This window comes from Acidovorax sp. LjRoot38 (assembly GCF_964252975.1).
In the GTDB taxonomy this organism is placed as follows: Bacteria; Pseudomonadota; Gammaproteobacteria; order Burkholderiales; family Burkholderiaceae_C; genus Acidovorax; species Acidovorax facilis.
Genome location: NZ_CAXUPT020000030.1, coordinates 1 through 12,174 on the forward strand (window position 1 = coordinate 1; position 12,174 = coordinate 12,174).

A 12,174-nucleotide genomic window follows, 5' to 3' on the forward strand; every position below is an offset into this window, starting at 1 on the left:
CCACGGGCGGCTCCAGTGGGGTATTCATGATCCAGCCCCTTCCAATGAGGAAATGGCCGGAAGGGATACATCCACGGCAGCTGTGGACTGCGGTGCTGCGGGTGTCTTGCCACCCACTTCAAAGAACGTGTAGGACAACGTAATGGTCGTCACGTCCTTCGAAATACGGGGGTCAATCACAAACGCCACCGGCCATTCCTTTTTCTCGCCGGGCTCCAGCGTGTACTGGTTAAAGCAGAAGCACTCCAGCTTGTTGAAGTGTGCAGCAGCCTGACGGGGCGCGTAGCTGGGAATGGCCTGCGCAGCCATGCGGCGGTTCTGAATGTTCTGAAACTGGTACATCACCGTGGTGAGCTCACCCGGGTGCACCTGCACCGATCGCTGGGCAGGTTTGAAATCCCAGGGACCCCGCGCGTTGGCATCAAACTCCACCGTGATCGTACGGGTCTTGTCCACCTGCGTGTTGGCAGGAACCTTGACATCCTTGCCCGCCACGCCGTTACCAGGCACCTGACGCTCAGAGAGCGACAGGATGTTGATGCCCGTCATCTCGCAGATGTGCTTGTAGATGGGAATCAGCACATAGCCGAAGGCGAACATGCCAGCCGCGATCACGACCAGCTTGCCGACCATCTTGGCGTTTTCGCGGTGCAGGCTCATGGCAGGTGTGGACTCAACGGGAAAGGAAGAACACCTTGGCCATGAACCCGACGAAGAACACCACCGCAATCGACGCCAGGATCAGCGCCATCCGCAGGTTGCTCTTTTTCTGCTCGGGTGTCATGGTCGTGATCCTCAGCCGATCACACGGGTGGCCGTGGCATCCAGCTTGGGTGGATTCTCAAAAGTGTGGAAAGGCGCTGGGGAGGGAACTTCCCATTCCAGACCTTCAGCACCGTCCCAAGGCTTAGCAGCTGCCTTTTCACCCTTGCCACGCATGGCAGGAACAATCACCGCCAGGAAGAAGTAGACCTGCATCAGACCGAAGCCCAGCGCGCCGACCGAGGCAATCGCGTTGAAGTCAGCGAATTGCATGGGGTAGTCGGCGTAGCGACGGGGCATACCGGCCAGACCCAGGAAGTGCATGGGGAAGAAGGTGATGTTGAACGTGATCAACGAGCCCCAGAAGTGGATCTGGCCGCGCGTTTCAGAGTACATCACACCCGTCCACTTGGGCAGCCAGTAGTAGACACCAGCAAACATGGAGAACAGCGAGCCTGCCACCAGCACGTAGTGGAAGTGGGCCACTACGTAGTACGTGTCTTGCAACTGGATGTCGATGGGAGCCATGGCCAGAATCAGGCCGGTGAAACCACCCATGGTGAACACGAAGATGAAGCCCACCGCAAACAGCATGGGGGTCTCAAAGGTCATGGAGCCGCGCCACATGGTGGCGATCCAGTTGAAGATCTTCACGGCCGTGGGCACGGAGATCAGCATGGTGGCGTACATGAAGAAGAGCTGGCCCGTCACGGGCATGCCCGTCGTGAACATGTGGTGGGCCCACACGATGAACGACAGGATGGCGATGGACGACGTGGCGTACACCATGGAGGCGTAGCCGAACAGCTTCTTGCGGGCAAATGCAGGCACGATCTGGCTGATGATGCCGAAGGCCGGCAAGATCATGATGTACACCTCGGGGTGGCCGAAGAACCAGAAGATGTGCTGGTACATCACCGGGTCACCGCCGCCAGCGGGGTTGAAGAAGCTGGTGCCGAAGTGGCGGTCCGTCAGCGTCATGGTGATGGCGCCAGCCAGCACGGGCATCACGGCGATCAGCAGGTAGGCGGTGATGAGCCAGGTCCAGGCGAACATGGGCATCTTCATCAGCGTCATGCCGGGTGCGCGCATGTTCAGGATGGTCACGATGATGTTGATCGAGCCCATGATGGACGAGGCACCCAGGATGTGCATCGCGAAGATGCCGGCATCCATGGAGGGGCCCATCTGCAGCGTCAGCGGCGCATACAGCGTCCAGCCCGCAGCAGGAGCGCCACCGGGCATGAAGAACGATGCCACCAGCATGATGGCCGCAGGGATCATCAGCCAGAAGCTGAAGTTGTTCATGCGGGCAAAAGCCATGTCGGATGCGCCGATCTGCAGCGGGATCATCCAGTTCGCAAAGCCCACGAAGGCCGGCATGATGGCGCCGAACACCATGATCAGACCGTGCATGGTGGTGAGCTGGTTGAACAGCTCGGGGTTCACCAGCTGAAGGCCGGGCTGGAACAGCTCGGCGCGAATCAACAGCGCCAGGACGCCGCCCACCATAAGCATGGCGAAGGCAAACAGCAGGTACAGGGTACCGATGTCCTTGTGGTTGGTGGCATACACCCAGCGGCGCCAGCCGGTGGGACCATGGTGTCCATGGTCGTCGTGTGCGTGGTCGCCCGCATGCCCGTGGTTGTCGAGAACTGCACTCATCTTGGATTCCTCAATACGTTAGGGCGCTGATTACTTGCCGCGCTGGGCCACGATTTCAGCAGGCTGCACCAGCTGGCCGGTCTTGTTGGACCACGAATTCTTGGTGTAGGTGGCAACGGCTGCGATATCGGTATCGCTCAGTTGCGCCCATGCAGGCATGGCACCATTGGCTGCGCCCTTGAGCAGAACCTGGATCTGCTTGACATGGTCCGCGTCCAGCACGATGGCCGAACCGTCCAATGGCTTGATGGGGCCAGCGCCCTTGCCGTTGGCCTGGTGGCAGGCCGCACAGTTGGCGGCATACACCTTCTCGCCACGCTTCATGATGTCGTCCAGCGCCCAGACCTTGGTGGGGTCGTCCAGCTTGGCAGCAGCCTTCTTCTTCTGATCAGCCACCCAGGCGGTGTAGTCCTCAGCAGACACGACCTTCACATGGATGGGCATGTAAGCGTGCTCCTTGCCGCACAGCTCGGCGCACTGGCCGTAGTAATCGCCAATCTTCTCGGCGCGGAACCAGGTGTCGCGTACAAAGCCAGGGATCGCATCCTGCTTGATGCCGAAGGCGGGCACCATGAAGGCGTGGATCACGTCGTTGGCCGTCGTAATGATGCGGATCTTCTTGCCCACCGGTACCACCATCGGGTTGTCCACCTTGAGCAGGTAGTCGGTCGGCGCATCCTTGACATTGCCGCTGTCAGACATCACGCGGTGGCTGCTGTCCAGCGTGGAGATGAAGGCCAGACCCTCGCCCTCGCCGGTGATGTAGTCATAACCCCACTTCCACTGGTAGCCCGTGGTCTTGATGGTGAGGTCGGCGTTGGTGGTGTCCTTCTGGGCCACCAGCACCTTGGTGGCAGGCAGGGCCATCAGGATCACGATGATGAACGGAACAATGGTCCAGACCACTTCCACCGTCACGGATTCATGGAAATTGGCCGACTTGGCGCCCTTGGAACGGCGGTGTTTCCAAATCGAGTAGAACATCACGGAGAACACTGCAACAAAGATCACCGTGCAGATGATCAGCATCATCCAGTGCAGAAAATGTTGCTCTTCTGCGATCTTGGTGACCGGGGGATGCAGGTTCAGCTGGTTGACTGCAGGGCCGCCAGGCAGGTCCTGAACGGCATGGGCTGCGGAGCCCACCCATGCACCGGCAATCAGCAGCAGAGAAGCCAGCTTGTTGGAAATGCTCTTCATAGTTCTCACTTACTTCTAAGCCTCAATTTAACCAATCCCTTTCGCGCGCCTGCGTGGGGTCAGGCTGCGCGCAAGGCCATGCGGATCTCCGATGCCAGAGCCGGTCGAAGTTCGGGGCGCATGAAGCGCCCCACTTCGACCGTTCGGCCCTGCGCAGACAGCATGATCAGCGAACGGTCCCCAGACTTGGGCTCTACGCGAACCCAACTCCGGTCAAACTCGGCGCGCTCCAGCTTGCCTGCTGTCTCCAGTTCCACCACAAGGCGCGAACCCTGCAGCGAAATCCTCTCGCCATCCGCCGCATGGCGACCGTACATGGCGAATGCAATTCCTACCGCCACCATCTCCAGCCACGCAAAGGGCATGACCAGGCGGGCACCGAGTATCCAGAAGCACGTTGCGATACCCAGGGACACCACACACAAGGACAGATACATCCAGCCCAACTGCACCGGCGTGACCGAACAGTTGCGAACGAGACGCCAGTCAATGCGTTGACCCGACACCGTGGCAAAACGAAAAACCAAGCCCGTCACCAGAAGTGCTCACAAGACTGCCAGCTGGGTGCCTGTCATGCCCAAGGCAAGACAGGCGCAGCCCGCAAAGTTGCGCGGGAAGATGCCCGAAATCTCAATAACCCGGAATTGTAGCGTGCCTTGTTCCATGTCATTGACACGCCGTTACAGGCTAGTTCTCTTTGCCGCCCTGGCGCAACATGGTGCGCATGTCCTGCAGCGACACAGCGCTGCTGGAACTGACGCGCACCCGAGGCGCGGGCTTGAAGGCATGGCCATAAATGATTTCGAAAGTCAGTGCCAACTGACCACCTTGTTGCGGATCTGCCAACCGGTCGAACAGCACTTGGTAGAGCTTCTCGCGCCAGCGCCGACCGCGCAATGAGGGAAAGCGATCAGGGTGCAGATTGCAACCCAGCTCGCGCAGCTCTTGAACCAGCCGCTCGGGCGTGGCAAACGTGAGCGTGATGCGCTCCATGTCCATCACCGGTTCGGCAAAACCGGCGTGCACCAGCATGTCACCCCAATCGTGCATGTCGGTGAAGGCATGCCCGGCCGGGGGCCAGCCCAGCTCGGCATACACCGCATGCAGTTCACGCAGGGTGTCGGGCCCCAGGCACGAGAACATCAGGTAGCCATCCACCGCCAGGGCACGGTGCCATTGCGCGATCAGCGCCTGCGGGTCGGCTGCCGTGTGCAGCGCCATGTTGGCCCACAGCATCTGCACACTCGCATCTGCTGGCATACCCAGCTGGGGGTTGCCTGCGCTCCAGCGTGCAGGGCTCCACCACGGCTTGGCCAGCGCCTGCCGGGCAGAGTCCTCGCAATGGGCTGCCGTTTCGTAAATCTGACAACGCGCTTTGGGATAGCGTGCACTCACCAGCGCATGCGCCTGCAGGCCGCCACGCACGGCGTCCCAATGGCACCACGATTCAGGGGCCTGGCGAATCCATTGCAAGCGGTCCTCCATGCGGCGGGCCACTTCTTCATGAAGCCAGGGAGATACGGCGGGGGCTGCTGCATGCCAGCGGGCCGCAGCAACGGGATCAATGGTGGGGGGGCGCTCGGAGGACGTCATGGGCCGCGCGAGTATATTGATTCATGCTTTTTACGGGCCTGACAGGGATTTCGCGCCGTTTCCACACCTGGGCCCACCAGGTGCCCAGCCAGTGCGCGTTCTGCCACACCTGGCCCTCGCAGCGCATCTGCAACGCCTGCGTGGCGCGGTTTGCCCAGCCCACCACGCGCTGCCAGCGCTGCGCCCTGCGGGTGCCCGCAGGGGTAGAGGTCTGCGGCGCCTGCATCCAGACCCCGCCCAGCTTTGATGCCTGTATTGCCGCAGTGGACTACGCCTACCCCTGGGCCGATGCGCTGGCGCAGTTCAAGTTTCGCGGTGATCCGGGCTGGGCCAAGGCGCTGGCCACACTGATGCGCAGCACGCCATGGATGGAACCGGCGCTGGAAGCGGCCGACCGCGTGCTTCCGGTGCCGCTGTCCACCGAACGCCTGCGCGAGCGGGGCTTCAACCAGTCGGCCCTGCTGGCAAGGCACCTGGTAGGCCCCAAAACCGACCTCCACACCCTGCTGCGCCTGCACGCCACCGAGGCGCAAAGCAGCCTGCCCCGCGCCCAGCGCCTGCGCAACCTGCGCGGCGCCTTCGCCGTTGAACCCAGCCGCGCGGCAGCCCTGCGCGGCCAGCGAGTGGTGCTGATCGATGACGTTTTGACCACCGGTGCCACGCTGCAGGCGGCCACCCTGGCGCTGCGCGAGGCAGGCGTGACGCATGTCACCGCCGCCGTCCTGGCGCGCACGGGGCTCGACTGAGCCCCGCAACCTCGAAGTACCAGCGGGATACTTTTGATTACGAGCGGTTGCTCAACTCACACGTCCAGCGATGACAATTGGCGGCATGTTCCATATCGTCCTCGTCGAACCCGAGATACCGCCCAACACGGGGAATGTGATTCGCCTGGCGGCCAACACGGGGTGCACTCTGCACCTTATCGAGCCGCTCGGGTTCTCGATGGAAGACCGCCAGATGCGCCGTGCGGGGCTGGACTATCACGAATACGCCCAGGTGCAAGTGCATGCAGGCTGGACCGCCTTCCTGCGGGATACCCAACCAGACCCGACCCGCATGTTCGCGATGACCACGCACGGCTCGCAGCCCGTGCATTCCACCTGCTTCCTGCCGGGCGACTGGATGGTGTTTGGCGCTGAAACGCGGGGGCTTCCGCCCGAACTGCGCGAGAGTTTTCCGCCCGCGCAACGCCTGCGCCTGCCCATGGTGGCGGGCCAGCGCAGCCTGAATTTGTCCAACGCCGTGGCTGTGACGGTGTTCGAAGCCTGGCGCCAGAACAGTTTTGCGATGCCCGACGGCGAAATCGCCGTGGAGCCAGAGGGCACCATCATCAGCGGATTTGCGCAGCTGGGTTGATGCCTGGCTGATAGTTGGTGGGTGCGCCACCTTGGCCGATGGCCTTGGGTTACTTGGACTGCTGCCCGCGTTGCTCCGCCACGGCCAGGGGCACCTGCTCGCTGAGAAAGTCCAGAAACACCTTGGTACGCGCGGGCAGCATGCGGCCGGACGGCAGCGCGGCATAGATGGTGTAGCGCGAAAAAATCCACGCAGGCAGGATGTGCACCAGTTCGCCACGGGCCAGGTGTTCCTCGGCCAGCAGGCGCGATGTGACGGCCACCCCCGCGCCGTCTACCGCCGCGCGCAGAAGCAGCTCGGTGCTGACCGACTGCAGCACTGCCGGCACATCGACCTCTTGCGCGGGCATGCTGCCATTGAGCGATTGCAGGCGCAGCTTGCGCGCTGGCCCCAACTGTGCTCGCGCGGCCATGCCGGAGTCGCGCAGATAGTCGTGTTGCAGCAGGTCTTGCGGCTCGCGCGGAATGCCCTTGCGCTCCAGGTAGTCGGGTGATGCAACAACAATCGCCTCCCCCTTCAACAGGGGGCGTGCCACGATGTTGGCATCAAAATCCTCGCCCGCCACCATGATGGTCACATCATATTCATCCACCCTCGCCGAAGCATAGGCGTCCAGGTCGATGTCAAGCAACAGCTTGGGGAATTCCGCATGCCACAGCGCCACCATGGGCGCCAGAAAGTTGGTCGCCAGCACCGGCGCCGCAACGATGCGGATGGTGCCGCGCAGATCGCGCGTGTTGGCCGCCGCTGCCGCTTCGGCGTCGTCGATCTCGTGCAGGATGGTGCGTACGCGCTGCAGATAGGCATCACCCGCGTCAGTGAGCGCCAGCTTGCGGGTAGTGCGCTGCAGCAGCCGCGTGCCCAGATGCTGCTCCAGCTCGGCCACCATGCGGGTGACCACAGGGGGTGACATATCCATGGCGCGGGCGGCGGCGGCAAAGCCGCCCTCCTCCACCACACGCTCGAAAATTTTCATGGCTTGCAGGCGGTCCATGGTTCAGACCTCCTGCCCAAAAACACGAGCATCTAACGAGAACACAGTCCGTGGAACACGCTGGATCCAGGCCAGCGACCGCCGCGCAAGGGCCGCCCCGCCGCGCTGGCGGTGTCTCCCTTCCCGAATGGCGCAGCCATTCGAGAGAAGGGGGAAGCGGCGCAGCCGCTCAGGGGGTTGTCCTGCTACGCCGGAGCGCCGAAATTGCGCGCCAAAGACTCGGCCACGCACACCGGCTTGTCGCTGCCCTCGCGTTCCACCGTCACCAGCCAGGTCATCTGCATGCCATCGGGCGCCACGGGCTCGGCAGCCTGCAAGGTGAGGCGCGCGCGCAGGCGGCTGCCCACCGGCACCGGTGCCGTGAAGCGCACCTTGTTCAGCCCGTAGTTCACGCCCATGCGCGCACCCTCGATGGTCAGGCCCGTCTCGAAAAACTGCGGGATCAGCGACAGCGTGAGAAACCCATGCGCAATGGGCGCGCCAAACGGCCCGGCCTTGGCACGCTCGGGGTCCACATGGATCCACTGGTGGTCGCCCGTGGCCTGGGCAAACAGGTTGACCTGTTCCTGCGTGATGGTGATCCAGTCGGTCACGGCGACCTCCTGGCCCACGCAGGCGCTGACTTCGGAATAAGAGCGGAAGATTTTCATCGTCGCAATGTAGCCCCGCACCCAGGCGCGCCTTGTCTGCCGGGTGACAGGTGTTTTCCCGAGGGGCTGGTTGTACGTTCTGCTTCACGCTGTCCTTCAAGAATTGAGCCATGCACAGATGCCTTGCCACTGCTCCAGGTCGCGCGCCACGCGGCCGGGCGCCACGTCAAACAGCGTGAGGCCATGCGCCGCCAGGTGGATGTAGTTCTGCGTATCGCGCAGGTAGCCCAGCACCGGGAAGCCCAGGCTGTCCACAAAATGGTGCAGCTGCTCGGCGGCCTTGGTGCGGGCGTCCACGCGCATGCCCACGATGCCGATCTGCACCCCTTCAGCGCGGCGGTGCTCGGCCAGCTGGTCCAGAAAACTGCGCGTGGCAAAGATGTCGAACACGCTGGGCTGCAGCGGCACGATGATCTTGTCGGCCAGCTTGAGCACATCGTTCAGCCGCCAGCCGTGCAGCCCGGCAGGGGTGTCGAGCACCGCGTGCGTGGTGCCCTTGGGCGGGCGGCTGATCACGTCCGAGTTGATGCCATCCCAGGCGCCAATGGGGCGCGCGGCTGGCGGGCGCAGGCCCAGCCAGAGCTTGGCGGATTCCTGCCGGTCGGTGTCGCCCAGGATCACGGGATGCCCCTGGCTGGCGTAGTAGCCCGCGATGTTGGTGGACAGTGTGGACTTGCCCACACCACCCTTCGGGTTGGCGACAACAACTACTGGCATGACAACCTCCTTGGAATCTGCGTATCCATGAAAAACCAAGCCAAATCAGCCTCTAGCGCTTTATAGGCAAGCGCAAGCAGCTATTAAAATCGAAGCACAACCATCCTATCAAGCGTGCTGCCCGCCGCGCTTGACGAAGAACAGCCCGGCGCCCACCGCCATCAGCAAGCCGCCAAACACACGGTTTTGCGCCCGCACCGCACGCGCGCTGCGCATCAGGCGGCGCAGCGCGCTGGCCCCTGCAGCGTAGCCGTGCATCACCACCACGTCCACCGTCACCGTGGTGGCGGCCATCACCACCAGCTGCGTCCACAGTGGGCGCGTGTCGGTCATGAACTGGGGCAGCACCGCCACCATGAAGATGATGCCCTTGGGGTTGGTGGCGTTGGTCAAAAAACCCGTGAGGCAGCGTTTTTGCCAGGTGCCGGCCGACTCTGATTCATCGCCCTGCACCGGCGATTTGTCCCCGGCACGCCACTGCGCAAAGCCCACATAGATCAGATAACAGGCGCCCAGCACTTTCACCACGCTGAAAGCCACCTCGGACGCCAGCAGCAGCGAACCCACGCCCGCCCCGGCAATCAGCAAAATCAGCAACAGGCCCAGCTGCAGGCCCAGGATGGTGGCGCCCGTCTTGCGTACGCCGTACGACAGCCCATGGCTCATCGACAACACGGCCCCCGAGCCCGGCGACACCGCAATCAGGCACGATGCCGCAAAAAAAGCCAGCCAAGTCTGAAAGTCCATGAATCACCAAGCCCGTGTGCGAAGAAGGGCGAGCATCTTAACAACGCCCCCGTGTCGCTGCCATGATCTAGATAAAAATGCCTGCTAGCGCTTGACCATAAAGCGCTACCAGCTATCAAAATAGAAGCATTTCAATGGCATGCCACGCGCACCCCCGCATCGCTACGGCAATGCCAGAATCCTGACACGCCCACCCCCGCCTGTCCGCACCCCCGCCTGTCCGCACCCCTGCGACGCCCCTCCCAACGCCACCACTACTGCCGCGCCTCCATGGAACACGCCCCCACCTGGCTCACCTACGGTTTTCTGTACCTCACCGCCGCCGTGCTGGCTGTGCCCATTGCCAAGGCGCTGGGCCTGGGCGCCATCATTGGCTACCTGGCGGCGGGCATTGCCATCGGGCCGTGGGGCCTGGGGCTGGTGAGCAACGTACAGGACATTCTGCACTTTGCCGAGTTTGGCGTGGTGCTCATGCTCTTCCTGGTCGGGCTGGAGCTGCAACCCAGCCGCCTGTGGGCGCTACGCCGCCCCATCTTCGGCACCGGCACGGCCCAGGTGCTGGGCTGCGCGGCTGTGCTGTTTGCGCTGGGCGCGCTAGCGGGCCTGCCCTGGCGCGTGAGCTTGGTGGGGGCGCTGGGCCTGGCGCTGTCGTCCACGGCGATTGCGCTGCAGGTGCTGGCCGAGCGCAACCTGATGCGCACGCAAAGCGGGCAGGCGGGCTTCTCCATCCTGCTGTTCCAGGACGTGGCGGCCATCCCCATCCTGGCCCTGCTGCCCGTGCTGGGCGCAGCCGCTGGCGAAGGCGCGGGCCACACACCGGGCGAGATGGTGCTGGAGGTGCTCAAGATCGTCGGGGTGATCGCCGCCATCATCCTCGGCGGGCGCCTGCTGCTGCGCCCCGTGCTGCGCTGGATCGCCAAGAGCAACACCCCCGAGATCTTCACGGCCGCCGCGCTGCTGTTGGTGGTGGGCATTGCCTACCTGATGGTGCTGGTGGGCCTGTCGATGGCGCTGGGCGCCTTCCTCGCTGGTGTGCTGCTGGCCGACAGTGAATACCGGCGCGAGCTCGAAGCCGACATCGAGCCCTTCAAGGGCTTGCTGCTCGGCCTGTTCTTCATCGCCGTGGGCATGAGCATCGACTTTGGCGTGATCCTGCGCTCGCCCGGCCTCATGGCCGCCATCCTGGTCGGTTTTCTCGCTGCCAAGGCCATCGTCATTTACACCCTGGCCAAGGTCGTCGGCATCCCCTACCAGGAGCGCCCGGTATTCACCCTGCTGCTGGCCCAGGGCGGCGAGTTTGCTTTTGTAGTGTTCCAGGCCGCAGCCGGTGCCAGCGTCTTCCCGGCCGAGACCGCGTCGCTGCTCATCGGCGCAGTGGCGCTGTCGATGCTGATCAGCCCGCTGCTGCTGGTGCTGCTCGACAAGCTGCTGCTGCGCCGCTACGCCCAGCTCAAGACCGCCAAGCCCCAGGCCGAAGAAATCTCCGAACCCCAAGAGGCGCCCATCATCATCGCGGGCTTCGGCCGCTATGGGCAGATCGTCTCGCGCGTGCTGCTGGCCCAGGGCATCCCCACCACCGTGCTGGACCACAGCGTGGACATGCTGGAAGTGGCCCGCACCTTCGGCTACCGCGTGTTCTACGGCGACGCCACGCGGCTCGACCTGCTGCGCATCGCCGGGGCCGAACATGCGCGCATCCTCGTGATTGCCGTAGACGATGCGGATCAATCCCTCAAGATCGCCAAGCTCGCGCGCGAACACTTCCCCCAGCTGCAGATCGTGGCCCGTGCGCGCGATGTGACGCACTGGAACAAGCTGCGCGACCTGGGCGTGACGCTCGTGCAGCGCGAGCTGTTCGAGTCCAGCCTGCAAAGCGCCCACACCGTGCTGGAGCTGATGGGCCTGCCACCCGCGCAAGCCACCGCCATCACCCAGCGCTTTCGCACCCACAACATCGCGCTGGCCGACCGCATGTACCCGCACCACAAGGACCGCGCCAAGTTCATCGCCGTGGCGCGAGAAGGGCGCAACCAGTTTGCGGAGCAGATGGCGCGGGAGCGGCAGGAAAGTGCGGCGTTGAACGCGGCGGGAGGAGCGTACCCAGGGTATGGCGGGGCGGAAGGGGCCGAGGATGGGGAGGGGGCTACCTCTATCCAAAAATTGGATTGAAAATAGATTTCTCCGCTCGACCATCATGACCTTTTAGCTATACATTTAATAGCAAAAAGATCTCATGCGGTGCGGAGGGCTCCAGAAAGCGCATCTGCAGGGGTGACCAGCTCAACAAAGTGGCGCGCAAACCGCTTTCGCGCCAGTTACAAATCGCTTTCGCGCCATCCAGTTGGCGCGATTTCTTTTCGCGACACACAAACTGACGCATCGGTGCTGGCCTACTGACATCCAGCGCACCATGCCTAATCGCTAGGTCAATGCCTAGACGTCAAGCACCGCAAGATTTGCTTCTGGGGCATGTCGCAACTTCCGCTA

At 63.2% G+C, this 12,174-nt stretch carries 13 protein-coding genes; 3 read left to right on the plus strand and 10 right to left on the minus strand.

Features of this window, described 5'->3' with window-relative positions; translation table 11 throughout:
* Nucleotides 1-24 precede the first annotated feature (24 nt).
* The 6 genes from ACSQ22_RS25985 to ACSQ22_RS26010 form a co-directional block, all read right to left on the minus strand.
* Nucleotides 25-660, minus strand: a complete 636-nt coding sequence (locus ACSQ22_RS25985) for a cytochrome c oxidase assembly protein (RefSeq protein ID WP_121505569.1) — start codon at nt 658-660, stop codon at nt 25-27.
* Nucleotides 661-673: 13 nt separating this feature from the next.
* Nucleotides 674-784, minus strand: coding sequence for a cytochrome oxidase small assembly protein (locus tag ACSQ22_RS25990; RefSeq protein ID WP_212742253.1), 111 nt, complete (start codon nt 782-784; stop codon nt 674-676).
* An 11-nt stretch (nt 785-795) separates the two neighbouring features.
* Nucleotides 796-2,427, minus strand: coding sequence for a cytochrome c oxidase subunit I (gene ctaD / locus ACSQ22_RS25995; protein WP_055398585.1), 1,632 nt, complete (start codon nt 2,425-2,427; stop codon nt 796-798).
* A gap of 30 nt (nt 2,428-2,457) precedes the next feature.
* Nucleotides 2,458-3,627, minus strand: coding sequence for a cytochrome c oxidase subunit II (coxB, locus tag ACSQ22_RS26000; RefSeq protein WP_055398584.1), 1,170 nt, complete (start codon nt 3,625-3,627; stop codon nt 2,458-2,460).
* A 59-nt stretch (nt 3,628-3,686) separates the two neighbouring features.
* Nucleotides 3,687-4,163, minus strand: coding sequence for a DUF2244 domain-containing protein (locus ACSQ22_RS26005; RefSeq protein ID WP_121420957.1), 477 nt, complete (start codon nt 4,161-4,163; stop codon nt 3,687-3,689).
* Nucleotides 4,164-4,314: 151 nt separating this feature from the next.
* Nucleotides 4,315-5,220: a biotin synthase gene (locus ACSQ22_RS26010; protein WP_436131943.1), complete on the minus strand. Its 906-nt coding sequence runs from the start codon at nt 5,218-5,220 to the stop codon at nt 4,315-4,317.
* A gap of 23 nt (nt 5,221-5,243) precedes the next feature.
* Between ACSQ22_RS26010 and ACSQ22_RS26015 the strand changes: the two genes are divergently transcribed.
* Both ACSQ22_RS26015 and ACSQ22_RS26020 read left to right on the plus strand, forming a co-directional pair.
* A complete protein-coding gene (locus ACSQ22_RS26015) occupies nt 5,244-5,966 on the plus strand; it encodes a ComF family protein (RefSeq protein ID WP_436131944.1) in 723 nt (240 codons plus the stop codon).
* A gap of 85 nt (nt 5,967-6,051) precedes the next feature.
* A complete protein-coding gene (locus tag ACSQ22_RS26020) occupies nt 6,052-6,579 on the plus strand; it encodes a tRNA (cytidine(34)-2'-O)-methyltransferase (RefSeq protein ID WP_055398580.1) in 528 nt (175 codons plus the stop codon).
* 49 nt (nt 6,580-6,628) lie between these two features.
* On the opposite strand, the gene ACSQ22_RS26025 is transcribed toward ACSQ22_RS26020, so the two are convergent.
* From ACSQ22_RS26025 to ACSQ22_RS26040, 4 genes are all read right to left on the minus strand, one after another.
* Complete coding sequence (locus ACSQ22_RS26025) at nt 6,629-7,573, minus strand: LysR family transcriptional regulator (protein WP_436131945.1); 945 nt, start codon at nt 7,571-7,573, stop codon at nt 6,629-6,631.
* Nucleotides 7,574-7,758: 185 nt separating this feature from the next.
* On the minus strand, nt 7,759-8,223 hold the full coding sequence (locus tag ACSQ22_RS26030) for a MaoC family dehydratase (protein ID WP_056066019.1): 465 nt from the start codon (nt 8,221-8,223) through the stop codon (nt 7,759-7,761).
* A 96-nt stretch (nt 8,224-8,319) separates the two neighbouring features.
* A complete protein-coding gene (locus ACSQ22_RS26035; protein ID WP_055398577.1) occupies nt 8,320-8,940 on the minus strand; it encodes a ParA family protein in 621 nt (206 codons plus the stop codon).
* A 108-nt stretch (nt 8,941-9,048) separates the two neighbouring features.
* Nucleotides 9,049-9,687, minus strand: a complete 639-nt coding sequence (locus ACSQ22_RS26040) for a LysE family translocator (RefSeq protein ID WP_218301847.1) — start codon at nt 9,685-9,687, stop codon at nt 9,049-9,051.
* 270 nt (nt 9,688-9,957) lie between these two features.
* Here ACSQ22_RS26040 and kefC point away from each other — a divergent pair, with 270 nt between their 5' ends.
* Nucleotides 9,958-11,856 (plus strand): glutathione-regulated potassium-efflux system protein KefC, encoded by a 1,899-nt coding sequence (kefC, locus tag ACSQ22_RS26045; protein WP_436131946.1) that lies wholly within the window; start codon nt 9,958-9,960, stop codon nt 11,854-11,856.
* Nucleotides 11,857-12,174: the final 318 nt, after the last annotated feature.

What these genes read in the sequence shown, in the direction of transcription:
- ctaD (WP_055398585.1), bottom strand. Translation starts at nt 2,427, where the DNA reads ATGAGTGCAGTTCTCGACAACCACGGGCATGCGGGCGACCACGCACAC.
- ACSQ22_RS26015 (WP_436131944.1), top strand. Translation starts at nt 5,244, where the DNA reads ATGCTTTTTACGGGCCTGACAGGGATTTCGCGCCGTTTCCACACCTGG.
- ACSQ22_RS25990 (WP_212742253.1), bottom strand. Translation starts at nt 784, where the DNA reads ATGACACCCGAGCAGAAAAAGAGCAACCTGCGGATGGCGCTGATCCTG.
- ACSQ22_RS25985 (WP_121505569.1), bottom strand. Translation starts at nt 660, where the DNA reads ATGAGCCTGCACCGCGAAAACGCCAAGATGGTCGGCAAGCTGGTCGTG.
- ACSQ22_RS26040 (WP_218301847.1), bottom strand. Translation starts at nt 9,687, where the DNA reads ATGGACTTTCAGACTTGGCTGGCTTTTTTTGCGGCATCGTGCCTGATT.
- ACSQ22_RS26025 (WP_436131945.1), bottom strand. Translation starts at nt 7,573, where the DNA reads ATGGACCGCCTGCAAGCCATGAAAATTTTCGAGCGTGTGGTGGAGGAG.
- ACSQ22_RS26010 (WP_436131943.1), bottom strand. Translation starts at nt 5,220, where the DNA reads ATGACGTCCTCCGAGCGCCCCCCCACCATTGATCCCGTTGCTGCGGCC.
- kefC (WP_436131946.1), top strand. Translation starts at nt 9,958, where the DNA reads ATGGAACACGCCCCCACCTGGCTCACCTACGGTTTTCTGTACCTCACC.
- ACSQ22_RS26020 (WP_055398580.1), top strand. Translation starts at nt 6,052, where the DNA reads ATGTTCCATATCGTCCTCGTCGAACCCGAGATACCGCCCAACACGGGG.
- ACSQ22_RS26035 (WP_055398577.1), bottom strand. Translation starts at nt 8,940, where the DNA reads ATGCCAGTAGTTGTTGTCGCCAACCCGAAGGGTGGTGTGGGCAAGTCC.
- coxB (WP_055398584.1), bottom strand. Translation starts at nt 3,627, where the DNA reads ATGAAGAGCATTTCCAACAAGCTGGCTTCTCTGCTGCTGATTGCCGGT.
- ACSQ22_RS26030 (WP_056066019.1), bottom strand. Translation starts at nt 8,223, where the DNA reads ATGAAAATCTTCCGCTCTTATTCCGAAGTCAGCGCCTGCGTGGGCCAG.